The following is a 24886-nucleotide window of genomic DNA, read 5'->3' as shown; positions in this document are numbered from 1 at the left end:
GGCCCCAGTGACGGGGGCAAGAATGCTACCCGAGCGGCAGCGCTGGGCGAAGTATCGGGTAGGTCCGAGCGGTTGTGTAGTTTGACTACATCGGGAAAACCCGAACCGCACGGTAAACCATTGATCCACAATGGTTTAGAGAAGATTTCAGCGGGTCTACTCTGTTGTTGCCAGCGCATCAGAGCTGTATATTGTCTACACAGGCGGTCGAAACACGGGTATTTCGGCGTCGAGCAACGAGACAGGCCAGGCCGCGCGGCGGCTGGCGACAGAAAGGCGACAAGTGGCAGACGTTCGACTGACCGGCGTGGAAAAAGCCTATGGCGACATCCGCATCCTGCACGGCATCGACCTGGAAATCCGCGACGGCGAGTTCATGGTGTTCGTGGGCCCTTCAGGCTGCGGCAAGTCCACGCTGCTGCGCTCCATCGCCGGCCTCGAAGAGATCACCGGCGGCGAGCTGACCATCGGCGGGCGGGTCGTCAACGACGTGCCGCCGAGCGAGCGGGGCATCGCCATGGTCTTCCAGTCGTATGCGCTCTACCCGCATATGAACCTGTTCGACAACATGGCCTTCGGCCTGAAGCTGGCCAAGGTGCCCAAGGCCGAAATCGAGACCGCCGTGCGCAACGCGGCGCGCATCCTGCACATCGAGCATCTGCTCGACCGCAAGCCCAAGGATCTCTCCGGCGGCCAGCGCCAGCGCGTGGCCATCGGCCGGGCCATCGTGCGCAAGCCCGAGGTCTTCCTGTTCGACGAGCCCCTGTCCAACCTCGACGCCGCCCTGCGCGTGCGCATGCGCTACGAGTTCGCCAAGCTGCACGAGGACCTCAAGACCACGATGATCTACGTGACGCACGACCAGGTGGAGGCCATGACGCTGGCCGACCGCATCGTCGTGCTGTCAGCCGGCAAGGTCGAGCAGGTGGGCTCGCCGCTGGAGCTGTACGAGCACCCGTGCAACCTCTTCGTCGCCGGCTTCATCGGCAGCCCCAAGATGAATTTCATCGAGGGCGAGCTGGCCGCCGTCGAACATGGCCATGTCGACGTGAAGCTGGCGGGCAGCGGCGTGACCCTGCGTGCCCGGGTCGACGCCGCCGGTGCCCAGCCCGGCGACAAGGTCACGCTCGGCGTGCGCCCCGAGCACATCCGTCAGGGGGGAGCGGGCAACCTGCTGCAAAGCACGGTGGCCTTCGTCGAGTCGCTCGGCGGCATCACCTTCGCCTACTGCCCCTACCCGGGCCTGGAGGAGCCCCTGACCTGCCAGTTCGAGGGCCGCAATGGTGCCGACCGCCTGCGCAGCGGCCAGGCGCTGGACCTGCACCTCCCGGCCGAGGCGCTTTACGTGTTCGACAGCGACGGCCGCGCGATGCGCCGCATGGCGGCACCGGAGCTGTCGGCATGAAGAAATTCCAAACACAGCCACAGAGACACGGAGACACAGAGAAAGCAGGCCTTTTCAAGCGCCTGAGCACCTCTGTGGCTCTGTGCCTCTGTGGCGCATTCCTGCAGCCGGCCCAGGCAGAGCCCACTCCCCGGCTGTTGGTCTGGATCAACGGCGACAAGGCCTACAACGGCCTGCAGAAGGTGGGCGACGCCTTCGAAAAGGCCTCCGGCGTCAAGGTGGTGGTGGAGCACCCGGTGGATGCCACCGACAAGTTCCAGCAGGCCGCGGGCGCCGGCAAGGGGCCGGACATCTTCTGCTGGCCGCATGACCGGGTCGGCGAGTGGGCCAAGGCCGGCCTGCTGACGCCGCTGCGGCCGTCGGCCCGGCTCAAGGCCGAGGTCGAAGACCAGGCCTGGACGGCCATGACCTATCGGGGGCGCATCTGGGGCTACCCCATCGCCATCGAGACGACGGCGCTCATCTACAACAAGGCCCTCGTCAAGCAGCCGCCCGCCACCTGGGACGAGGTCATCGCGCTCGACAAGCAACTGCAGGCCCAGGGCCGGCACGCCATCCTCTGGCACTACAACAAGAGCTTCTTCACCTGGCCCATGCTGGCAGGCGCCGGCGGCGAGATCTTCGGCCGCGACGCGCAAGGCGATTTCGACCCGCGCCAGGTGGGCGTCAACACCCCCGGGGCGGTGCAGGCCGCGCGCATGCTGGACCGCCTGATCCGCGACGGCCACATGCCCAAGGGCGCCAACTACGCCGAGATGGAATCCGCATTCGCCCGCGGCGAGATCGCGATGATGATCTCCGGCCCCTGGGCCTGGGACAACGCGCGCAAGGCCAAGGTCGACATCGGCGTCGGCCCCATTCCCGCCGTCATCCCGGGCAAGCCGAGCAAGAGCTTCGTCGGCGTGCTGGGCTGCATGATCTCCGCGCCCAGCCACAACAAGGACATCGCCAAGGAGTTCATCGAGAACCACCTGATGCGCCCAGAGGCGCTGAAGGTGCTGGACGCCGACGTCCCCATCGGCGTGCCGGCCAACAAGGCCTTCTATGCCGAGCTGTCGGTCAATCCGCTGATCGCGGCCAGCATGACCAACGCCCGCAACGGCGCCCCCATTCCCAACATCCCCGAGGTGGGGCGCTTCTGGACCGCGATGGACGCGGCGCTGGAAGCCATCACCAACGGACTGCAAAGCCCCAAGGACGCCCTCGACGGCGCCGCCGCGCGGATGCTGCTGAACAAATGAACGCCGCCACTTCCTCCTCCCTGGGCCAGGGCAGCTACACGACGCGGCCTCCCACGCCGGCCGAGAAGCTGGCCCGCTGGCTGCACTGGCCCGCCGCCATCGTGGCCATGCTGGCGGCCCTTTACCTCGTCTTCGTCGTCTATGCCACGGGCCAGGCGGCCTGGGCGGCCGGGCTGCTGGTCCTCTTCACGGCGGGCTTCTACGTCTACCTGAGCCGAGGCGGCTTCGCCTGGCGCTACCTCTTCCCGGGCGTGGCGGGCATGCTGGTGTTCATCGCCTTCCCGCTGGTCTACACGGCGCAGATCGGCTTCACGAACTACTCCAGCACCCACCTGCTCAGCGAGGCGCGTGTGCGCGAATACCTGCTGGAACAGCACGACGCCGTCGAAGACCAGGTGCTGGCCTACAGCCTGCACGCCAGCGGCGCCGAATACCGGCTCGTGCTGCGTGCCGAGGGCGAGACCGCTCCGCGATGGGTGTCGCCGCCCCTGGCGCTGCGCGCCGGCAAGCCGCTGCGGGTCGAAGCCACGCCGGCCGATGCAGCCACCAGGCCCGGCGGGGCGGCGCTGTCCCTGCCCGAGCTGATCCAGCACCGCGAGGCGCTGTCGCAACTCGTGCTCGTCCTGCCCGACAAGACCGAGCTGCACTATCTCGGCCTGCGCGAATTCGGACCGGTCAAGCCGCAATGGACGGCCCACGGCGACGGCAGCCTGACGCGCACCGCCGACGGCGCGGTCTTCAAGCCCAACCGCGACACCGGTTTCTTCCAGACGGCCACCGGCGAAACGCTGCAGCCCGGCTTCAAGGCCTTCATCGGCGTGGGCAACTACGCCCGCATGCTCTTCGACGACGAGTTCCGCGGCCCCTTCCTGTCCATCTTCAGCTGGACGGTGGTGTTCTCCGCGCTGACCGTCGTCTTCTCCACCGCCATCGGCATGCTCTTCGCGGTGATGCTGAACTGGGAGGGCATGCGGTTCCGCACCACCTACCGCACCCTGCTCTTCCTGCCGTATGCGGTGCCGGGCTTCATCTCCATCCTCGTGTTCAAGGGCCTGTTCAACCAGAACTTCGGCGAGATCAACGCCATCCTGGACGCCCTCTTCGGCGTGAAGCCCGCCTGGTTCGCCGACCCGCTGCTGGCCAAGGCCATGCTCCTCATCGTCAACGTCTGGCTGGGTTATCCCTATGTGATGATCCTGTGCTCAGGCCTGCTCAAGGCCATCCCCGCCGACCTGTACGAGGCCTCGGCCCTGGCCGGCGCGAGCCCGGCCACGAACTTCCTGCGCATCACCGCGCCGCTGATCATCAAGCCGCTGGCCCCGCTGCTGGTCAGCGCCTTCGCCTTCAACTTCAACAACTTCGTGCTGATCGCCCTGCTCACCGACGGCCGGCCGGACTTCCTCTCCACCAAGCTGCCGGCGGGCCAGACCGACATCCTGGTCAGCTACACCTACCGCATCGCCTTCCGCGACTCCGGCTCGGACTTCGGCCTGGCTGCGGCGATCTCGACGCTGATCTTCTTCCTCGTCGCGGCGCTGTCGTTGATCAATCTGCGGTTGTCGGCGAAGGCGCAGAAATGAAAACCGAACACAGCCACAGAGGCACAGAGGCACAGGGGAAATTCCTTTGTCCTTCTCTGTGTCTCTGTGCCTCTGTGGCCAATGTCTTTGGGAGTTCCTGAATGGCCATCGTCCTCGGCAAGCAAGCCCGCTGGCGCTCCTTCGCGGCCCACGCCGTGATGTGGATCTTCATCGCCGTCACCCTCTTCCCGCTGCTGGCGGTCGTGTCCATCTCGCTGCGGCCAGGCAACTTCGCCACCGGCAGCCTGATCCCGGCCGAGATCAGCCTGGAGCACTGGAAGCTGGCCCTCGGCATCCCCTACCAGGCCGCCGACGGCAGCCTCGTGCAGCCGCCCTTCCCCGTGCTCACCTGGCTCTGGAATTCCATCAAGATCGCCACCGCCTCGGCCTTCCTCATCGTGGCCATCTCCACGACGGCGGCCTACGCCTTCGCGCGGCTCAAGTTCCGCTTCAGCAAGCCCGTGCTCAACGGCATGCTGCTGCTGCAGATGTTCCCGCCCGTGCTGGCGCTGGTGGCCATCTTTGCGATCTTCGAGACCATCGGCACCTACGTGCCGGCGCTGGGCGTCGAGACGCACGCCGGCCTCGTGCTGGCCTACCTCGGCGGCATCGCGACGCACGTGTGGACCATCAAGGGCTACTTCGAAACCATCCCGGTCGAGATCGAGGAGAACGCCAAGGTCGACGGCGCCACGCACTGGCAGGCCTTCTCGCGCGTGCTGCTGCCCATGGCCGTGCCCATCCTGATGGTGGTCTTCGTGCTGGCCTTCATCGGCACCATCATCGAGTACCCGGTGGCCTCCGTCCTGCTGCGCGAGGAGGGCAACCTGACGCTGGCCGTGGGGTCGAAGTATTTCCTGCACGACCAGCGCTTTCTCTGGGGCGACTTCGCAGCCGCGGCCGTGCTCTCGGGCCTGCCGATCACGGCGGTCTTCCTGCTTGCCCAGCGCTGGATCGTCTCCGGGCTCACGGCCGGCGGCGTCAAGGGCTGATCTCCATGTTCAAGACCCTCGCGCTGTGTGCAGCGCTGCTTTCGCTCGCGCCGGCGGCCCGGGCCGCCGAGTGCAAGCCGGCCCCGCTCGGCGACGCCGTGCTCTACTTGCGCGGCAACCTCAACAACTGGGCGGCCCAGAACGGCCAGACCTTCGAGTACCGCTGCGACGCCTACTACCTCAACCTCGAGGCGAAGGGCCCTCAGGCCTTCAAGATCGCCGACGAGGACTGGACGCCGCGCCTCACCTTCGGCGGCGGCGCCCAGGGCCAGCCCGAGCGCGGCGCGGCCGGCAACCTGACGCGCGACTTCCATGGCAAGCACACCCTGCGCCTGAGCCTGGCCACCGACGGCAGCGCACGCCTGGCCGTCGGCCCGCAGACCTTCAAGCCGACGCCGGCCCGGCCCCTCACCGACCGCGCAGCCCTGACCACCCACTTCGACTCACGCAACGACGAGTTCAAGACACCGTTCGGCGCCCAGCCGGCCGGCAGCGAGATCAGCTTCAGCATCGGCAACGACGTGCCCGGCCTGAAGCGCGCCACCCTGGTCATCGAGCGCCGCCGCATGAGCGGCAACCAGGAGCAGCTCGACTACGAACCCCTGGCCCGCATCGACATGACGCCGCATTCGCGCGGCCTGGGCGTGGGCTTCTCGGCGCGCTACCGCTTCGCCGAGGTGGGGATCTACGGCTACTGGTTCGAGCTGGAAACGGCCGAGGGCCGCTACGCCCTTCAGAACAACACCGACGCCATCTACTGGACCCGCGAGAAGGGCTCGATGGGCCCGGCCACCGTCGAGCGCCTGCCGGCTGATGCCCGACGCATCCGCCGCTACCGCCAGACCATCCACGCACCGGACTTCCAGGTGCCGGACTGGGCGCGCGACGTCGTCTACTACTACGTCTTCCCCGAGCGCTTCCGCAATGGCGACAAGTCCAACGACCCGCGCCCGGGCGGCGGGCGGCTCCAGGACCGCTACCAGGACCACGACGTCGAACGCCATGCCCGCTGGAACGAGAAGCCCTTCAAGCCCGCCGGACCTGGACAGAAGGGCGACGGCTCGGACGCCGTCTACAACAACGACTTCTTCGGTGGCGACCTCGCGGGCCTCATCGACAAACTCGACTACATCCGGAGCCTGGGCGTCAATGCGATCTACATGACGCCCATCTTCCGCGCGCCCAGCAACCACAAGTACGACACCGCGGACTACAAGCAGATCGACCCGGCCTTCGGCACCAACGACGATTTCGCACGCCTGTGCGCCGAGGCCGCCAAGCGCGGCATCCGCGTCATTCCCGACACCTCGCTCAACCACGTCGGCGCGGACTCGCCCTACTTCAACCGTTTCGGCAACTACCCCTCGGGCGGCGCCTTCGATGGCGGCAAGATCAACCCCGCCTCGCCGTACTACGGCTGGTTCAAGTTCAAGCCGGACGAGAAAGACCCGGACAAGCAGTACCAGGGCTGGGTCGGCGTGAGCGACCTGCCCGAGATCGACAAGGCCAGCCCGTCCTTCCGTGCCTATGCCTACCGTGACGAGGACTCGGTCACGCGGCTCTGGCTGGACCGCGGCGCCTCCGGCTGGCGCATGGACGTGGCGCCCTGGGTGCCCGACGACTTCTGGCGCGAGTGGCGCCAGGTCGTGAAGGCCACCAAGCCCGACGCACTGACCATCGCCGAGACCTGGTTCGACGCCAGCAAGTACTTCCTCGGCGACATGTTCGACAGCACGATGAACTACATCTTCCGCAACGCGGTGCTGGACTACGCGGCCGGCAAATCGGGCCGGACGATGGCCGCCAACCTCGAGTTGATGCGCGAGGCCTACCCGCCCCAGGCCTTCTCGGCGCTGATGAACCTGCTCTCGACCCACGACCAGCCACGCGCCCTGCACCACCTGGGCGAGGACCGTGACCTGGCCCTCGCCAAGCAGCGCCTGCGCCTGGCCGTCTTCTTCCAGATGACCTACCCCGGCGCACCCGCCATCTATTACGGCGACGAAGTCGGCCTGGGCGGCGGGGAGGACCCCTTCAACCGCGCGCCCTACCCCTGGGCCGACGAAGGCGGCCAGCCCGACGCCGCCCTGCTTGCCGACTTCAAGCGCCTGACCCGCTTGCGTCATGACCAGCCCATGCTGCGGCATGGCCGCCTCGGGCCGCCCCTGCACGTCGACGACCACGTCGTGGTGCTGGCACGCCAGGACGGCGATCGCTGGGCCATCACCGCCACCAACAACAGCCCTCAGGCGCGCACCGTGAAGTTCGCCCTGCCCATGCCTGCCGAGCGCCTGCTCGACGCCCTCGGCGGGCCCGCCGTGGCGGTGCAGGATGGCGAAGTCCTGCTCACGGTATCGCCGCTGTTCGGCCGAGTCCTCCTCACCCCCTGAGTGCTGCGCGGCCCGCTTGGGGTTGACGCCAGCGCCCTGCCGGTGCTGCCGGCGTCATGATGCGGGGTGATGACAACGATTTCCAAACGGCCGCCTCTGCGCCGCCGGCCGCTGCTGGCCCTGCCGCTGCTGCTGGTGGGCAGGCCGCTGGCCGCCCAGCCGGGCGAGCCGGTGCGGCTGCCGCGCCACGTCAGCATGCCCGACCCGCAGCTCCACTACGTGCGCCGCGTGGTGGAGCTGGCGCTCAACCGAGCCGGTAGCCGGCTGGAGATCCAACCCGTCGACCTGGACATGGCCCAGGGCCGCACCCTCATCGAGCTGGCCACCGGCCACAGCCCCGTCGACCTGATGTGGACCGTGACCGACCGCCAGCGCGAGGCCTCGGGCCTGCTGCCGGTGCGCATTCCCATCGACCGCGGCCTGATGGGCTGGCGGCTGCTGCTGGTGCGCCGCAGCGAACTGCCGCAATGGCGCGAGGTGCACACCCTGCAAGCCCTGGCCCAGCGCCTGGCCGGCCAGGGCCACGACTGGCCCGACACCACCATCCTGCGCGCCAACGGCCTGCAGGTGGGCACGAGCAGCGGCTACGAGGCGCTGTTCCGCATGCTGGCCGCGGGGCGTGTCGACTACTTCCCGCGGTCCATCCTGGAGATCGACGCGGAGATGGCGGGCGACCGCCATCCGGCCCTGGCCATCGCCCCCAACCTGATGCTGCACTACCCCACGGCGGCCTATCTCTTCGTGAGCCCCGCGCGGCCCGACCTCGCCGCCGAGTTGAAGACAGGCCTGGAAGCCGCCGTCGCCGACGGCAGCCTGCAGCGCCTGCACCGCGAGCACTACGGCCCCTTGTTGAAAGCCCACCCCGTCTCGCGGGACCGCGTGCTGCGCCTGAGCAACCCGCTGCTGCCGCCCCAGACACCGCTGCAACGGCGGGAACTCTGGCTGCAGCCTGGCGAGGGCTGAGCCGGCACTTGGCCTTCAGACTTCACGAACAAGGCCTGGGAGCATCTCGCGAATCAGGCGAGGTGCTTGGCAAGGAAGGTGGCGACACGGGCCCAGAAGTCGGCCTTGGTCGAGGCCTCGATCCAGCCATGCCCCTCCTTGGGATACGTCAACCACTCGACCTGCGTGTTACCGCCATCCGCGAGCGCCTTGCGCATCGCCCTGCCGTGCTCGACGGGCACGCGCACATCCTTCTCGCCATAGGCAAGCAGCACAGGCTGACGAATCCTGCCGGCCACGTGGATGGGCGAATTGGCCTTGAGCATGTCCGCGTCCTTGACACGGTCGCCCACCAGTGTGGGCATGCCGAAACGCTTGTACGCGTCGGAGGTATCGCTCCAATGGGCGCCATAGAGCAGGTCGAGATCGGTCACCGCAACCCAGGCCACGCCGCAACGGTAGAGGTCGGGATCGCGCGCCAGGCCCATCAGCGTCGAATACCCGCCGTAGCTCGCCCCCAGGATGGCGATGCGCTTCGGGTCGGCAATTCCTTGAGCGATGGCCCAGCGCGTCGCGTCCGCCACGTCGTCCTGCATGGCCCGCCCCCATTGCTTGCGGGCCGCACTCTCCCAGGCCGCCCCGAGTCCTTGCGTGCCGCGAAACTGCGGCTGCACCACCGCGTAGCCGAGAGCGCACAGGTATTGCACCTCGGCATCCCAGTTCCACGTGGCGTTCTTGACCCAGGGCCCACCGTGGACCAGAACCAAGGTGGGCAGGTTCTTGCCGGCGCTGCCCTTGGGCAGGCTGACCCAGACCGGGAAGTCGCGGCCGTCCCGAGACTTGATCCAGTGAATGTCCATGCTGGCCTGGTTCTTGGCGTCAAGATCGGGCCGCTTGGCACCGAGCTTGGTGAACTTGCGCGTGCTGCGGTTGAAGAGGTAGTACACCGAGGGCTGCACGTCGCTGAACGACTCGATGAGCACCCACGGCTCGGCACCGCTTCGCGGCACGCTGAGCCGATTGACGGTACGCGGCAACACCTTGTCGATCTGCTGCTGCAATGCGTTCATGTCGGCGTCCACCCATTGCGTGACTTCCCCATCGATGGCGAAGCGCAGGCCGAGGACCCTGTCCTCGCGCTGGATCAGCTCAGCACGCACGTCGTACTGCGGCGACCGGACGAGCGGCTGATCCGACAGCTTGCCGGTGTCCGGATCGAGGGTCCAGACGGAGAGCTTGTCGCTGCCCTGTCGCGCGGCGACGTAGAGCCTGTCATCCACGCCGAGGCCGACGACAGCCAGGTTTCCGTCATCCACGTAGGGATCGAATTCCCGGAGCGTCTTCCAGGCGCTGCCTTCGTCGGCGCGCCAGAGCAGCGCCGACCGGTTCCCGTGCCGGGTCATCGCCAGGCGCAGGCGCCCACCCCTGTCAAACCACCAATGCTCGCCATGAAGCGGCGCGTCCACCTCGCGCGCCGAGCCGGTGGCCGTGTTGAGGGACAACAACCGCATGAAGCCGTAGTCCTTGCCATCGTAGGCATCGACCCGGAAAGCCCACATCTCGGCGCCTTGCGTCGACGTGTCGGCAGACAGCGGGACGGTATTCCAGGGCTGAAGGTTGCGGACGTCCCCGCCGACCTTGAGCCAGGCGCGCTGGCGCTCCACGAGCTGGCGGAAATTCTTGCCATCGTGGTTGACGGCGAACAGGCCCGGCGCCGCGTCCTGATCGGCGACGGGCGCCTCCAGGTCGCCCAGCGTGAAGGCGAGGCGCTCGTTGTTGACCCAAAAGAAGCTCTGCACGTCGTCCGACTCCGCGGCATAGAGCGGAAATGGCGTGAGCGTCTCGAGGTCGAGCACGCTCAGCATGGCCCGGCCTTCCTTGTTGCGGCTGCGCATGGCCAGGCGTTTGCCATTGGGCGAAAACGCGGCCCCCGTCATCTGCGGGCGCGCGAAGAACAGCGCGGGGTCGGCGGCGGGTACCTGGGCTTCGATGCGATCGAGCGGCCAGGCCGCAAGCGTGGCCAGCGCCGCAAACTCGCGGCGCTTCATCCTGTGAGTCATGTCTCCTCCCTGTCGCTTCGTCTTATTCTTGTGCGAGCCCCTTTTTCCTTGATGCTAAACCGGCGCCCTGCAGCGCTCGCCGATGCGGTCCTCGTGCGTCGCCGCACCAGCCCGGCCGGTCGACCGGGCAAATCAAAAAAGCCCCGCGCGAGCGGGGCTTGAAGAGGGACGCGAGGATCAGAACTTGTAGTTGGCACCGAGCAGATAGGTGCGGCCCCACTTGATGTACTCCAGCGGGCGATCCTTGGTGCCGGCGTAGGTCTGGTAGGCGGCGTTCGTCAGGTTGTTCACCTGGAACAGCAGGCCGAGTCCCTTGAGGGATCCTTGATTGAAGGTGTAGCCCACCTGCATGTCGGTGATGTTCTCGCCGACGACATAACGCAGCGTGCGAGCACCATTGAAGTTGCCGATCTCGCCGATGAAGTCGGAACGGCGGCGCTGGCTGACACGAGCTTCGAAACCGTTGATCTCGTAGTAGGCCGTCAGGTTGTAGACCCGCTTGGATAGACCCGGCAGGGCGATGTCGCCGCCGCCAACGCTGGAGGCGCTTTCGGGATCCTGGACCTTGATGCTGCTGTGCGTGAAGCTGGCGCTGGCCTGAATGCCGAAGCCCTTGAGGCCCGGCGTTACGAGATCCAGCGGCAGGGACGCGGCCAGTTCGACGCCGTTGAGCTTGCCGCCCTTGCCGTTGAAGGGCGCGGTGAAGGTGCCGGTGGGCAGGGCCGCCGGGCAGGGCTGGTTGGGGCCGGCCGGCGTCGTGCAGGTGCTGGGCGGCACATAGCTCTTCACGAAGTCGCTGAAGTCGTAGCCGTCCTGCTTCTGCGTGTAGATGTAGCTCTTCAGGTCCTTGTAGAAGGCGGCAGCGGAGACATAGGCCTTGGTGCCGAAGTACTTCTCGTAGGAGACGTCGAAGGCGTTGGCGATCCACGGGTCGGCCTTGGGATTGCCGCCGCTGGCGCCAGGCTTGCCGGTTGCGTTGTCGACGCCGAACTCGATGCCCGAGCGCAGCTGGTCGACACGCGGACGCGCCATCTGGCGGGCCAGGGCCAGTCGCACGGTCTGGTCATCGGTCAGCGAAAACGCGAGGTTCATGCTGGGCAGCACGTCGGTACGCACCTTGCCGCTGGTGTTGGGCTTGATGTTGCTGCCCGCCGCAGCGTTGTTGTCCCAGTAGTTGGACGTGGACGACTGGTCGACGCGAACCACCTGGAGCCCGACGTTGCCGCGCACCGGCACGCCCCAGTCCGCTTCGATGTTGCCCTTCACAAAGGCGGTCGTCGTCTTTTCGTAGACGTTCCAGGCCTTGGGAATGAGATAGGCAGCGCTCGTCTCGCTGGGGTTGAAGGTCATGTACTTCGCGACCGCCCCGGGCACGTTCCAGGCAGGGATGACGCCCACGCCGGCGAAGCCGAGATCGACCGGCGAGTACTGCAGGTCGCTGGCGATGGGCGTGTCGCCCTGCGCGCCGACGTTGATGTTGCCTTCGGGCTGGTGCTTCTTCTTGGAGCGGTCGGCGTAGTTCAGGCCGACGTCGATGTCCTGGAAGAAGCCTTGCATGGACTGCGGCAGCGGGAAGTTGCCAGCCAGCTTGAGGGACTTGAGCTCGTCCTTGACGCTCGGGGTCTTGCCATAGCCGGAACCGTAGATCGTGCCGCGCAGCAAGAGCTTGGTCGGGTCGGAGTAGCTACGCGAAGGCGTGAGCGTGGGGAAGCCGCCGGTCGCGAAATTGACCGTCAACGTGTCCAGCGGCGCGACGCTGCCAGTGGGCGGAAGCTGGGTGTTGTTCTCGAGGCTGGTCTCGCGGCGATCGGCCTTGGAGTAGCTCACGTCGGCCGTCAGCGTGCCGCCGCCAGCCAGCCTGAGCTTGTTGTTCCAGCCGAAGGCGTCGATGGTGTCGTGGCGGTCGTTGTACATGCCGCGCACCAACGGGTAGACGCCGCTGGCGGCGCCCCCGACGAAGGTGCTGTTGTTGTTGACGACGACGTTGCTGACGCTCAGGCCGGGGTTGTAGCCGCCGTTGTAGCCGCCGAGGTGGACCTCGAACTGGTTGGCCGTGTCTTCCTGATGGGCCTTGGTGTGGTAGTAGTCCACCACGCTGGTGAATTCCTTGCTCGGACGGAACTCGGCGGTCGCCAGGAAGGCGTCGCGCTTGGTCACGCCGGTGCGGCGCAGCGCCTTGATGCCGTCGGAGTAGTAGGTGCCCGCGGCCACGCCCGGGCGCCAGCCCGCGCCGAGGGCTTGCCAGGGCTCGTAGAGGCCGACCTGCTCTTCCTGGACCGGCGTCTCCTGGTGTGCATAGCCCAACACCAGGCCGAAGCTGCGGTTGGCGAATTGGTCGATGTAGCTGGCGCTGACGCGATTGCCCGTGGCCTTCGCATTGGCGGCATCACCCAGGGAGTTGCGCTGGCCGCGCACGTTCAGGGCGACAACGCGGTTGCCGAAGTTCAGCGGGCGCACCGTGTTCATGTCGATGGTGCCCGACAAGCCCTGGCCGACCAGGCCGCCGTCAGGCGTCTTGTAGACGTTGACGCTGGCCAGCAGCTCGGAGGGGTACTGGTCGAACTCGACGGAGCGGTTGTCACCGGTGCTGACCAGCTCGCGGCCGTTCAGCAGCGATGTGGCGAAGTCAGGGGACAGACCGCGCACGCTGATGACCTGGGCGCGGCCGGCAACGCGCTGGGCGGACAGGCCCGGCAGGCGTGCGATGGACTCGGCGATGCTGACGTCGGGCAGCTTGCCGATGTCCTCGGCGGACACCGACTCGACGATGTTGTCCGAGTTCTTCTTGACCGAGATGGCCGCCTCGATCCCCCTGCGGATGCCGGTGACGGTCACCGTCTCCAGCTGTTGGGCGGGCTGCTGCTGCGCCGTTGCAGCCGCCGCAGCGATCAGCAGCGTGCAGCCGATGGCCACCGGATGGACGCGGAATGAGTTCGCGGTACCCCAACCGCCCTGGTGTTTGCTCATGGTCATGGATGTCTCCTCTGGTTCATTGGAAAACGGCCTGGCCCGCAGGCGCCACCGGTGCCACCAGCGTGCGCGAAAGGGCGAGAACCCAACGTCTCAACCAGGTTTGTATCAAAACTAGATTTTTCAACGCACCTGCGTAAACCCTAGAAGTTGCGAAGAAACGACCCGATTTCGCGCCAATACCGAGGGTAACCACGTATGGAATCGATAGTTATGCAGCGCTCGCCGGTTATGCAAAGCCATGAAACGGCCCATTCTGTAGCGCAACTACATCGTCACCAATCACAGAAGACAGCGCTGACATGGCGCAAAAACGCCACGGAAACGCGCCTTGCGGACGCGCCGACCCGCGCGCAAGGTCGGCGACAGGCAAAAGAAAACCCGCGGGGGCCACTGCCCGGCGCGGGTCGGAAGGGTTCGAAGGCGGGTCGGGCCCGCGAGCGGTTCAGGCGTCGGCCTGCTCCAGCGCCATCGCGGCGCCCGACAGGGCCGCCAGCGTGTCGGTGATGAGCACCGTGGGAATGCCCGCCAGATACGACTGGAAGCGGCCCTTGGCCTCGAAGCGGCGCCGGAATTCCGACCGGAAAAAGTGCTCGCCCAGCCGCGGCACGATGCCGCCGCCGATGAAGACACCGCCCCGGGATCCCAAGGTCAGCGCCACGTTGCCGGCAAAGCCTCCGAGCAGGGCGCAGAAAAGGTCCAGCGTGCGGACGCAGGCGGGCGATTCGCCGGCCATGCCACGCGCCACGATCTGCTCGGCCGGCAGCGCAGAGACGTCCTCGCCCTCGCCAAGCACGGCAGCCACAGACCGGCACAGCACCGGCAGGCCGATACCCGAGAGGAAGCGTTCGGCCGAGACATGAGGGAACTCCCGCCGCGCCTGGCCCAGGACCGCACTCTCGAAATCGTCCGCTGGCGCCAGCGTCGCATGCCCACCCTCCCCCGGCAATGCAATCCAGCGCCCCGGCGCCCTCACGATGCCGCCCACGCCCAGCCCGGTGCCCGGGCCGATGACGGCCATGACCATGCCGGTCGCGACTTCGCCGGCAGCCGGCGGCGGCGCATCCCAGGGGCGCAATTGCTCCGGACGAAGTTTGGGCAACGACAGGGCCTGGGCTTCGAAGTCGTTCAGGCACAGCAGTGTGCGCAGGCCCAGTTCGGCCTGTGTGCCGGAGCGGGAGAAACTCCAGGCCCCGTTGGTGAGTTCGATGAGGTCGCCATCCAACGCCGTGGCCAGGGCGAAGGCCGCGCTTTGCGGCGCCGGCCGACCGGGCTCCTGACCTGCCAGATAGGCCTTCACGGCCGCCGCCGGGCCGGCATGGGCCGCCACCGGCAGCACGCGCACGTCCTGCACCGGTTCGCCGGGGCCGGCCACGGTGCCGAAGCGGGCATTGGTGCCGCCGACGTCGGCCACCAGCCAGGGATAGGCGGCGCTCACGACCGACCCTCCGATGCGCAGGTTTCAGAAATGCAGGACAGGGATTTCGGAATTCGGGTTTGAGCAGCCACGGTATCTGGAAAAGGCAAAATTTCGGTCGGCGCGGACGGTAGCAAAACTACATCACTTCGACAATACTGGACCACCCCGAGATTCCCCTTCGCATGGGCCATAACGCCGGCGCCTTCCGAGAGGCAGGCCGCTGCCCAGGGGAAAATTCGCTGCCCAGGGCGCTGTAGTGAAGCTACAACCCCATTTCCTTCTGCTTCGAGCGCTGGCATCTGCGCGCCGCCGCCTCCGTCACGCCCCTCGATCCGCTGAATAATCGGCCGCCTGTTTCCCCAGTTTCCCGACGCTCTCCATGCCCCGTTTCGACAGCCCCCGCCTGCTTGCCGATATTGGCGGCACCTATGCCCGTTTCGCGCTGGAAACCGCTCCCGGCGAATTCACGCAACTGGCCTCGCTGCGCTGCGCCGACCACGCCGACTTCCATGCCGCCGTGCGCGCCTATCTGGAGTCGCTGAACTGGCAGGACGGCGGCCCGCAGCAGATCGCCCACGCCGCCGTAGCCATCGCCAACCCGGTCGAGGGTGACCAGGTGCGCATGACCAACTACCACTGGCAGTTCTCCATCGACGAGATGCGCCAGCGCCTGGGGCTGGACACCCTGGTCGTGGTCAACGACTTCACGGCCCTGGCCATGGCCTTGCCGCGCCTGGCGGAGGCCGACGTGCGCCAGGTGGGCGGCGGCCAGGCGCGCCGGCCCAGCGTCATCGGCCTGCTCGGGGCCGGCACGGGTCTGGGCGTGTCGGGCCTCATCCCCGCGGGCGAAGGCTGGATCGCGCTCGGCACCGAAGGCGGCCATGTCAACTTCGGCCCACGCGATGAACGGGAGATGGACATCCTGAAGTTCGCGTGGAAATCGCTGGACCACGTCTCCTACGAGCGCCTCATCTCCGGCCCCGGCCTGGAGCTCATCCACCGCGCCCTGGCCGACCGCAACAAGGTCGATGCACCGCCGCTGCAGGCGCCGGCCATCACCCAGCGCGCGCTGGAGGACGGGAACGCCCTCTGCCTCGAGACGCTCGAGGTCTTCTGCGGCCTGCTGGGCACGGCCGCCGCCAACCTCGCCGTCACGCTGGGGTCGCTGGGCGGCATCTACATCGGCGGCGGCATCGTCCCGCGGCTGGGCGAGTACTTCGACCGCAGCCCCTTTCGCGCTCGCTTCGAGGACAAGGGGCGTTTCCACGACTACGTCTCGGCCATCCCCACCTTCGTGATCACCGCCGAGCAAGCCACCTTCAAGGGCGCCTCGGCCATCCTCGAGAACCAGCTGCGCACGCTGCAGGCATCGCCCGGCTCGGCCATCCTCGGCCAGATCCGCCGCGCGCGCAGCGAACTGTCGCCGGCCGAGCTGCGCGTGGCCGACCTCGTGCTGGCCCAGCCCCGCTCGGTGCTCAACGACCCCATCGCCGAGATCGCACGCGCCGCCGGCGTCAGCCAACCCACCGTCATCCGCTTCTGCCGCTCCCTCGGCTGCGAGGGCCTGTCGGACTTCAAGCTGCGCCTGGCCTCGGGCCTGACGGGCACGGTGCCCGTCACCCACACCCAGGTCAACACCAACGACTCCATGCTGGAGCTGGGCGCCAAGGTGCTGGGCAACACCGCCAGCGCCATCCTGCAGGTGCGCAGCCACCTCAACCGCGACACCATCGACCGCGCCATCGAGATGCTGCTGGCGGCCCACCGCATCGAGTTCTTCGCCCTCGGGCACTACGGTGTCGTGGCCCAGGATGCGCAGTTCAAGTTCCTGCGCTTCGGCATGCCCTGCGGCGCCTACACCGATCCGCGGTTGCAGGCCCTGGCCGCCGACGTGCTGCGCGAAGGCGACGTGGCCGTCGTCATCAGCAGCGGCGGCCGCCTGCCCGAGCTGCTCTCGGTCGTGGAAAAGGCGCAGGAGCGCGGCGCCAAGGTCGTGGCCATCACCGCCAGCCAGAGTCCGCTGGCCAAGAAGGCCGACGTGACCCTGATCGTCGACCACGTCGAGGACATCGCCACCCACCTGCCCATGGTCAGCCGCATCCTGCACCTGCTGGTCATCGACATCCTCGCCGTCGGCGTCGCCATGCGGCGCAGCCCCGACAGCATCGCCGCGCTGTCTGGCGGCCCCGACGACGACGAAGCCAAGGCACCCCGCGGTACCGGCAGCAACGCCGCGCCGGGCGTCAGCACCGCCTCGCCGCTGGCGCGGCTGACTTCGCATAGCCGCTGAGCGCATGACTTTCGCCAGGCAGCGCGCGGCTGCCCACCATCGGTCCGGCCGGGCGGCAGGCCTCCCGGTCCTCACTTGAAGCCAGCCAGCGGCGCACCAGACGCCGCAGGTCCAGGGAGCCCCATGAAAGCCTTCTTCAAACGCTGGCGCACGCGCCTGATCGTCGTCGCCGTGCTCGCCCTGGGTGCCGGAGCCTGGTGGTGGCTGCGCCGCCCGCCGCCACCGCCACCACCGCCCAGTGGCGTCGTCGCCCTCGCCGACGTGACCCAGACCGTGCAGGCCGCCGGCGTGCTGCAGGCCAAGAACCGCGTCGACGTCGGCGCCCAGGTCAGCGGCCAGATCCAGACCCTTCACGTGCAGCTCGGCCAGCAGGTGCACAAGGGCGAGCTGCTCGTCAGCCTCGACCCCGAGCTGGCCCGCAGCGACGTCGCCCAGTCGGAGGCGGCCCTCGCCCAGGCACGGGCCCAGCTCGACAGCAGCAAGGTCGACGCCGAGGCGGCACGCCGCGAGGTTGCCCGCCAACGCCGGCTGCTGGCCGGCCAGGCCACCGCCGCGACGGAAGCAGAGAAGGCCGAGACCGAGCTGGCCAAGATCGAAGCCGCCCTGCGCGGCCAGGCCGCCACCGTCGCACGGCTGGAAGCAGAACTGGACAACCGCCGCCTGCGGCTGTCCTACACCCGCATCACCGCGCCCATGGACGGCACCGTCGTCAACCTGCCCGTGCAGGCCGGCCAGACCGTCATCGCCGTGCAGGTGACGCCGGTGATGCTGACGCTCGCCGACCTGGACACCATCACCGTGCGGACCAAGGTGCCCGAAGCCGACATCCAGTCCGTCAAGCCCGGGCAGGTGGCGCGCTTCACGACGCTGTCCGGCGAAGGCAAGCGCTACGAGGGCAAGGTGCGGGTCATCCAGCCCGTGCCCGAGCGTGCCGGCAACGCCGTCTTCTACAACGTGCTCTTCGAAGTCGACAACCGCGACCGCGCCTTGTTCAGCGACATGACGGTGCAGGTCGACATCGAGACCGGTGCCGTCACCCAGGTGCCGACCATGCCGGTCGTGGCCCTGGGCGAGCGCGGCAAGGATGGCCGCTTCACGGTGCAGGTGCTGGACGCCGCTGGCAAGCAGGTGCCTCGGCAAGTGAAGGTGGGCCTGCAGGACGGCGCCAAGGTGCAGGTGCTCGACGGCGTCAAGGTCGGCGAGAAGGTGCTGCTGGCGCCGCCGAGCGCTGGGGATGCGGCGGCGTCGGCCGGCAGTGCGGCCAGCAACTGAGAGCTCTCGATGCCGCTGATCGAACTCCAGGACGTCGCCCGCCACTACCAGCTCGGCGAGATCGACGTCCCCGCGCTGGACGGCGTGAGCCTGGCCATCGAGGCCGGCGAGTTCGTCGCCATCATGGGCCAGTCCGGCTCGGGCAAGAGCACCCTGATGAACGTGCTGGGCTGCTTGGACAACCCCACCCACGGCCACTTCCTCATCGACGGCCGCGACGCCAGCACCCTCGGCCCCGACCAGCTCGCGGCGCTGCGGCGCGAACGCTTCGGTTTCATCTTCCAGCGCTACCACCTGCTGCCCCACCTGGACGCCCGCGCCAATGCCGCGCTGCCGGCCGTCTATGCCGGAGTCGCCGCCGGCGCTCGGGGCGAGCGCGCCCGGGCGCTGCTGGAGCGCCTGGGGCTGGGCGAGCGGCTGCACCACCGGCCCAGCGAGCTGTCCGGTGGCCAGCAGCAACGCGTGTCCATCGCCCGGGCGCTGATGAACGGCGGCCAGATCATCCTGGCCGACGAGCCCACCGGCGCGCTGGACTCCGCTTCCGGGGCGGAGATGCTGGGCCTGCTGCGCGAACTCAACGACCGTGGGCACACCGTCATCCTCGTCACCCATGACGCCGCCGTGGCCGCGCATGCGCGCCGCATCATCGAACTCAGGGACGGCAAGGTCGTCGCCGACAGCGGCACGCCGGCCGGCCACCGGCCGCCCGAATCCCTGCCCAGCGACGCCCCGCCCGTGAGGCAGGGCGGTGCCCTGCGGCGCCTGCAGGTGCAATGGCGCGAAGCCCTTGCCACGGCCGTGCTGGCCCTCAGGGGCAACCGGCTGCGCACGGCGCTGTCCATGCTCGGCATCAGCATCGGCATCGCCTCGGTGGTCAGCATCGTCGCGCTGACCAGCGCAGCGCGCTCCTCCATCGAGGGCGATCTCTCCAGCCTCATTTCCGGCCGCATCCCCGTCTGGCGCGGCAATCCCTCGCTGCCGCCCGGCGCCGTGCCCCAGCCTTTCCGCCCGCACGAGATCGACGCCTTGCGCGCCCTGCCCGGCGTCAAGGGCGTGACGCTGAACCGCCAGATGCAACTGACCGCCCGCCACCAATCCCGCGACGCGGCGCTGGAAGCCGTCGGGGGTGATGCCAACACGCTGAAGGCTCGCAAGCTCAAGCTGGCTCAAGGCCGCTGGTTCAACGCCATGGATTACGAGTCGCGTGCCCAGGTCATCGTGCTCGACGAGAAGTCGCGTGACGCGCTCTTCAAGAAGAACGAGTCGCCCCTGGGCCGCCGCGTCTTCGTCAACCCCATGGGCGCCGGTGGCGGCCCCGCCGAGCCCGCCGCCGTCCCGGGCGGGCTGCCTGCGCCGCCACCCACGGCCGCCCTGCCCTTCACCGTCATCGGCGTGGCCCTGCCCGAGGGCGGCGCCTTCAGCTTCGGCAGCTGGATGGGCCAGCTCTATCTGCCCAACACCACCTTCGCGCGCAAGCTCGACGCCCGCACCGACGTGGACAACTTCGATGTGCTTCTGGACCTGACCGTGCCGCCCCAGCAGGTGCGCGAGCAGATCATCCACCGCCTCAAGGCCCTCCATGGCGCAGAGGACTTCGGCACCTGGAACGGCGAGGAGGAGTTCCGCAAGTTCCAGAGCGTCACTGGTGCGATGGCAGCCGTCTTCGCGGGCGTCGGCGCCATCGCCTTGCTGGTGGGCGGCGTGGGCGTCATGAACATCATGCTGGTGTCGGTATCGGAGCGCACCCGCGAGATCGGCATCCGCATGGCCATCGGTGCGCGCCAGGGTGACGTCAGGCTGCAGTTCCTGATCGAGGCCGTGGTGCTGTGCTGCCTGGGTGGCCTGGTGGGCGTGATGCTCAGCTGGCTGGCCGCCCAGGTCGCCAACGCCGCCCAATCCTTCCTGCACGTCGACATCAGCTGGGCCGCGCTCGGCGTGGCCTTCGCGGTGTCCAGCGGCGTGGGCCTGCTGTTCGGCACCCTGCCGGCGCGGCGCGCCGCCGCACTGAGCCCGGTGGACGCCCTGGCACGCGAATGAAGGCCAAGACGATGAAGCTGACCTGCCTTGCCCTTGCCGCCGCCCTGCTGGCCGGCTGCGCCCACGGCCCCGAGGTGCCTGCACCCGAGGTCGCACCGCCCGGGTCCTGGACGGTGTCCGACGGCGACCGCACGCCCGACTGGGCCGGCCTCCTCGACGCCACGCTGGCGTCACTCCAGGCCCGGGCGCTGGAAGCCAACCGCGACCTCGCCCAGGCTGCATTGCGCTGGCAGCAGGCCCGGCTGCTGGCCGAGCAGAGTGCGCTGCGTTGGACGCCCAGCGCCGGCCTGTCGGCCAACGCCAGCCGGCCGCTGCAGACGCAGACCACGACGCGCAACGTCGACGTCGGCGGCGTCACCGTGCCGGTCACCACCTCCACCGGCTGGAGCCGCAGTTATGGCGCCTCCATCGGCGTGGGCTATGAGCTCGACCTCTGGGACCGGATCGCCCAGGCCGACGCCGCCCAACGCGCCAACGCCGAGGCCGTTCGCACCGACGTCGAGGCCGCCCGGCTGTCGCTGCGCAGCCAGGTGGCCGACGCCTACTGGACGCTGGCCGCCCTGCAGGCCCAGCAGCCGCTCGCCGAAACCCAGCTCGCGCTAACCCGCGAGACGCTGGCCCTGACCCGCCAACGCGTGCTCGAAGGCAAGCTGCTGCCCATCGAGGTCGACAAGATCGCCGTCAACGTGCAGGCAGCGCAAGCCCATCTGGCCGACCTGGCGGCCGACACCCTGCTGCAGCGCCAGCGCCTGGCCTTGTTGCTGGACGAGCCGCTCCCCGGCCCAGCGCCCGCGGCGGCCCTGCCCACTGGCGAGCCACCGCACTGGCGGCTGTCCGACCCGGCCGAGGTGCTGGCGCGCCGGCCTGACGTGCTCAAGGCTCGCCTCGGCGTGGACGCCGCGCTGGCGCGGCTGCGCGCCGCCGAGGCCGACCGTTATCCACGCCTGAGCTTCTCGGCTGGCGTCAACACCGGCGGCACGCTGGCACGCGACTGGCTGGCCCAGCCCCTGGCCTCCTTCGCCGCCAACCTCGTCGTGCCCATGATCGACTGGAAGCGGCTGGACCTGCAGCGCGAAGGTGCGCGCAGCGAACTCGACAGCGCCGCGCTGGCTCTGCGCGACACCCTGCAGAAGGCGCTGGCCGACATCGAGACCCAGCGCGTCGAGGCCGAGCGCACCGCCCAGCAACTGGCCGCCAATGCGGGCCGATTGCGCGAGGCCACCGAGAACGAGCGCCTGGCGGCGCTGCGCTACGAAGTCGGCGCCATTTCGCGCGCCGACTGGCTGCAGGTCCGCAGCGCGCGGCTCGACGCCGAGCAAACCCGCATCCAGCTCCGGCTGCGCCAGTGGCAGGTGCAAGCCCTGCTGTTCAAGGCGCTGGGCGGCGCCTGACGGCGGACGGGCGCCGAAGCGCTGCAGACAGCCAGGCCGCGCGAGCTCGGGTTAGGCTGGCGGGATGCGCTCCACATCTCTGCCACCCCTGCTTCAAGCCGGCGCCCTGGGCCGCCGCTGCGCGCTGGCCCTGTTCGCCGCCGCCCTGGCCACATCCGCCTTGCCGGCCGCCGCCGCCACGCCCGTGCAGGGCTACCGGGTCGTCAAGGCCTACCCACACGACCCCCAGGCCTTCACGCAGGGCCTGTTCTTTCATGACGGCTTCCTCTACGAAGGCACCGGCTTGCAGGGCCGCTCCAGCATCCGCAGGCTCGACGTCGAGACCGGCCGGGTGCTGCAGGAGGCGGCCCTGCCGCCCGAGGTCTTCGGCGAAGGCATCACCCGCTGGGGCGACCGCCTCATCGGCCTGACCTGGCGGGACCAGACCGCCTATGTGCTCGATCTCAAGTCCTTCAAGCTCTGGCGCAAGTTCAGCTATGCCGGCGAAGGCTGGGGCCTGACCCACAACGACCGCGAACTCATCATGAGCGACGGCTCGCCCGAGCTGCGCTTCCTCGACCCGGTGAGCTTCAAGGAGCTGCGCCGGCTCAAGGTCACGGCCGACGGCCAGCCGGTCTACCAGCTCAACGAGCTGGAATGGGTGGAAGGCGAAATCCTGGCCAACGTCTGGCAGACCGACCGCATCGCCCGCATCGACCCACGCACCGGCCGCGTGACCGCCTGGATCGACCTCGCCGGCCTGCTGCCCGACGACCAGAAGCTCAACGCCGACGCCGTGCTCAACGGCATCGCCTACGACGCCAAGGCCAAGCGCCTCTTCGTCACCGGCAAGCTCTGGCCCAGGCTGTTCGAGATCAAGCTGACCAAGCCGGCTCGCTGAGCCCGGCGCTGGAGCCGCATCTCAGTTGTCCATTCCGCGTTCGCGGCACCCACGACGCATGAAACGGATGCATTGCGGGCCAAGCGCTGGGCCGCTCCCGAGCCGGCCCGCGCTGGCGATGTGCTTGCGGCTCGAAGCTGCGAGCATCGCCGCCCCCTCGGGGGGGCGGACCAGACCCGCGCCGCGTTCAGCGCGCGGGGTTGGGCCGGGGGCTGTTTCACTTCAGCGGCAGACGTCGCTGCCCTGATCGAACACGATCTCCCAGCCGCCGGCCGGCTTGCGCCGCCAGACGGACTGGAAGCGCGCCACGACCTTGCCGTCGGGGTCGGTCACCGGACCGCTGCTCTGGGCCAGGTCGCCGCTGGGCAGCACCACGACGAGGTCCGGCGCCCAGGCGAACGGCGCCTGCGGCCCCTCGAAGAAGCGCTGCCACTTCTCCATGACGGCGTCCGGCCCGTGCAGCGGGTTGCGGCCGTTCACGAAGATGGTGTCCGGCGCGAGGAAGCGGCGAAAGCCGGCCGCGTCGCGGTGGGCCATGCGGGCCGCGAAGGCGATCTCGGTGGCCGTCACCTCGGAGATGCGGCGGTTGATCTCGTCGGGCGCGGGCCAGCCTTCAGGCTTGGCTGCGGACGCCACCGCGGGCAGGCTGGCGGCAGCGAGCAGGGCATGGCGGCGTGTGGTCATCTGCGGTCTCCAAAAGGGCTGACCGCAGGATGGCCGCAATGCGCCCGTGTGGCGCAAGTCATGTCGCTCTTCCTCAGAACGCCGCGATGCCCGTCTGCGCCCGGCCCAGGATCAGCGCATGGATGTCGTGCGTGCCCTCGTAGGTGTTCACGACCTCGAGGTTGACGAGATGGCGGGCGATGCCGAACTCGTCCGAAATGCCGTTGCCGCCGAGCATGTCGCGCGCCATGCGCACGATGTCCAGCGCCTTGCCGCAGCTGTTGCGCTTCATGATGGAGGTGATCTCCACGGCGGCGGTGCCGTCGTCCTTCATGCGGCCCAGCCGCAGGCAGCCCTGCAGGCCCAGGGCGATCTCGGTCTGCATGTCGGCGAGCTTCTTCTGCACGAGCTGGTTGGCCGCCAGCGGCTTGCCGAACTGCTTGCGGTCCAGGGTGTATTGGCGGGCGGTGTGCCAGCAGTCCTCGGCGGCACCCAGGGCACCCCAGGCGATGCCGTAGCGGGCGCTGTTCAGGCAGGTGAACGGTCCCTTGAGCCCGCGCACCTCGGGGAAGGCGTTCTCCTCGGAGCAGAACACCTTGTCCATGACGATCTCGCCGGTGATGGAGGCGCGCAGGCCCACCTTGCCGTGGATGGCCGGCGCCGACAGGCCCTTGGCACCTTTCTCCAGCACGAAGCCCCGGATCTGGCCGCCATCGTCCTTGGCCCAGACGACGAAGACATCGGCGATCGGGCTGTTGGTGATCCACATCTTGCTGCCCGTCAGCTCGTAGCCGCCGTCCACCTTGCGCGCGCGGGTCACCATGCTGCCCGGGTCGGAGCCGTGGTTGGGCTCGGTGAGGCCGAAGCAGCCGATCCATTCGCCCGTGGCCAGCTTGGGCAAGTACTTCCGGCGGGTCGCCTCGTTGCCGAATTCGAAGATGGGCACCATGACGAGGGACGACTGCACGCTCATCATCGAGCGGTAGCCCGAGTCGACGCGCTCCACCTCGCGGGCGATGAGGCCGTAGCTGACGTAGTTGAGTCCGGCGCCGCCGTACTCGGTCGGGATCGTCGGGCCGAGCAGCCCGAGTTCGCCCATCTCGCGGAAGACGGCCACGTCCGTCTGCTCCTTGCGGAAGGCCTCCAGCACCCGCGGGCGCAGCCGGTCGCGGCAATAGGCCGCGGCGGCGTCGCGCACCATGCGCTCGTCGTCGGTGAGCTGCTCGTTCAACAGCAGCGGGTCGTCCCAGTGGAAGCTTGCCTTGGTGGCCATGCGGCGTCTCCTGAATGCGCGAACGCCCGGCGGAAATCACCGGGCGCGAATGACGGGAGTATTGCGCCGGCCTCGATTCG

16 protein-coding genes are annotated in these 24886 nt (G+C 68.6%); 11 read left to right on the top strand and 5 right to left on the bottom strand.

What is annotated here, in order from left to right:
- Window positions 1-283: 283 nt before the first annotated feature.
- The 6 genes from LXT12_RS18385 to LXT12_RS18360 all read left to right on the top strand — a co-directional run bounded on the left by LXT12_RS18385 (window position 284) and on the right by LXT12_RS18360 (window position 8571).
- Entirely contained in the window at window positions 284-1405 is a 1122-nt protein-coding gene (locus LXT12_RS18385; RefSeq protein WP_349255037.1) for an ABC transporter ATP-binding protein, read from the top strand.
- Entirely contained in the window at window positions 1402-2646 is a 1245-nt protein-coding gene (malE, locus tag LXT12_RS18380; protein WP_233393745.1) for a maltose/maltodextrin ABC transporter substrate-binding protein MalE, read from the top strand. The genes LXT12_RS18385 and malE overlap by 4 nt, the downstream gene beginning before the upstream one ends.
- Window positions 2643-4226 (top strand): maltose ABC transporter permease MalF, encoded by a 1584-nt coding sequence (gene malF / locus LXT12_RS18375; RefSeq protein WP_233393744.1) that lies wholly within the window; start codon window positions 2643-2645, stop codon window positions 4224-4226. The genes malE and malF overlap by 4 nt, the downstream gene beginning before the upstream one ends.
- Before the next feature lie 101 nt (window positions 4227-4327).
- Window positions 4328-5218: a maltose ABC transporter permease MalG gene (gene malG / locus LXT12_RS18370; protein WP_233393743.1), complete on the top strand. Its 891-nt coding sequence runs from the start codon at window positions 4328-4330 to the stop codon at window positions 5216-5218.
- A gap of 5 nt (window positions 5219-5223) precedes the next feature.
- Complete coding sequence (locus LXT12_RS18365; RefSeq protein ID WP_233393742.1) at window positions 5224-7608, top strand: glycoside hydrolase family 13 protein; 2385 nt, start codon at window positions 5224-5226, stop codon at window positions 7606-7608.
- Window positions 7609-7677: 69 nt separating this feature from the next.
- On the top strand, window positions 7678-8571 hold the full coding sequence (locus LXT12_RS18360) for a type 2 periplasmic-binding domain-containing protein (RefSeq protein ID WP_233393741.1): 894 nt from the start codon (window positions 7678-7680) through the stop codon (window positions 8569-8571).
- A 53-nt stretch (window positions 8572-8624) separates the two neighbouring features.
- Here LXT12_RS18360 and LXT12_RS18355 read toward each other — a convergent pair whose 3' ends face one another.
- The 3 genes from LXT12_RS18355 to glk all read right to left on the bottom strand — a co-directional run bounded on the left by LXT12_RS18355 (window position 8625) and on the right by glk (window position 15018).
- Window positions 8625-10598: a S9 family peptidase gene (locus LXT12_RS18355; protein WP_233393740.1), complete on the bottom strand. Its 1974-nt coding sequence runs from the start codon at window positions 10596-10598 to the stop codon at window positions 8625-8627.
- Window positions 10599-10787: 189 nt separating this feature from the next.
- The gene (locus tag LXT12_RS18350) at window positions 10788-13583 is read right to left on the bottom strand and encodes a TonB-dependent receptor (RefSeq protein ID WP_233393739.1); all 2796 of its coding nucleotides are present in this window, start codon (window positions 13581-13583) and stop codon (window positions 10788-10790) included.
- A gap of 442 nt (window positions 13584-14025) precedes the next feature.
- Complete coding sequence (gene glk, locus LXT12_RS18345; protein ID WP_233393738.1) at window positions 14026-15018, bottom strand: glucokinase; 993 nt, start codon at window positions 15016-15018, stop codon at window positions 14026-14028.
- A 361-nt stretch (window positions 15019-15379) separates the two neighbouring features.
- Here glk and LXT12_RS18340 point away from each other — a divergent pair, with 361 nt between their 5' ends.
- From LXT12_RS18340 to LXT12_RS18320, 5 genes are all read left to right on the top strand, one after another.
- A complete protein-coding gene (locus tag LXT12_RS18340) occupies window positions 15380-17290 on the top strand; it encodes a glucokinase (protein ID WP_233393737.1) in 1911 nt (636 codons plus the stop codon).
- A gap of 123 nt (window positions 17291-17413) precedes the next feature.
- Window positions 17414-18562 (top strand): efflux RND transporter periplasmic adaptor subunit, encoded by a 1149-nt coding sequence (locus tag LXT12_RS18335; RefSeq protein ID WP_233393736.1) that lies wholly within the window; start codon window positions 17414-17416, stop codon window positions 18560-18562.
- Window positions 18563-18571: 9 nt separating this feature from the next.
- Window positions 18572-20599, top strand: a complete 2028-nt coding sequence (locus LXT12_RS18330; RefSeq protein ID WP_233393735.1) for an ABC transporter permease — start codon at window positions 18572-18574, stop codon at window positions 20597-20599.
- 11 nt (window positions 20600-20610) lie between these two features.
- Window positions 20611-21990: a TolC family protein gene (locus tag LXT12_RS18325; protein WP_233393734.1), complete on the top strand. Its 1380-nt coding sequence runs from the start codon at window positions 20611-20613 to the stop codon at window positions 21988-21990.
- Window positions 21991-22054: 64 nt separating this feature from the next.
- A complete protein-coding gene (locus tag LXT12_RS18320) occupies window positions 22055-22870 on the top strand; it encodes a glutaminyl-peptide cyclotransferase (protein WP_233393733.1) in 816 nt (271 codons plus the stop codon).
- A gap of 222 nt (window positions 22871-23092) precedes the next feature.
- Here LXT12_RS18320 and LXT12_RS18315 read toward each other — a convergent pair whose 3' ends face one another.
- A complete protein-coding gene (locus LXT12_RS18315; protein ID WP_233393732.1) occupies window positions 23093-23554 on the bottom strand; it encodes a YybH family protein in 462 nt (153 codons plus the stop codon).
- Between the two features lie 73 nt (window positions 23555-23627).
- A complete protein-coding gene (locus LXT12_RS18310; protein ID WP_233393731.1) occupies window positions 23628-24806 on the bottom strand; it encodes an acyl-CoA dehydrogenase in 1179 nt (392 codons plus the stop codon).
- Window positions 24807-24886: the final 80 nt, after the last annotated feature.

Source organism: Pelomonas caseinilytica (genome assembly GCF_021353235.1).
In the GTDB taxonomy this organism is placed as follows: Bacteria; Pseudomonadota; Gammaproteobacteria; order Burkholderiales; family Burkholderiaceae_C; genus Pelomonas; species Pelomonas caseinilytica.
The sequence above is the reverse complement of the archived record's forward strand: the minus strand, read 5'-3'. Positions and strand labels throughout refer to the sequence as shown.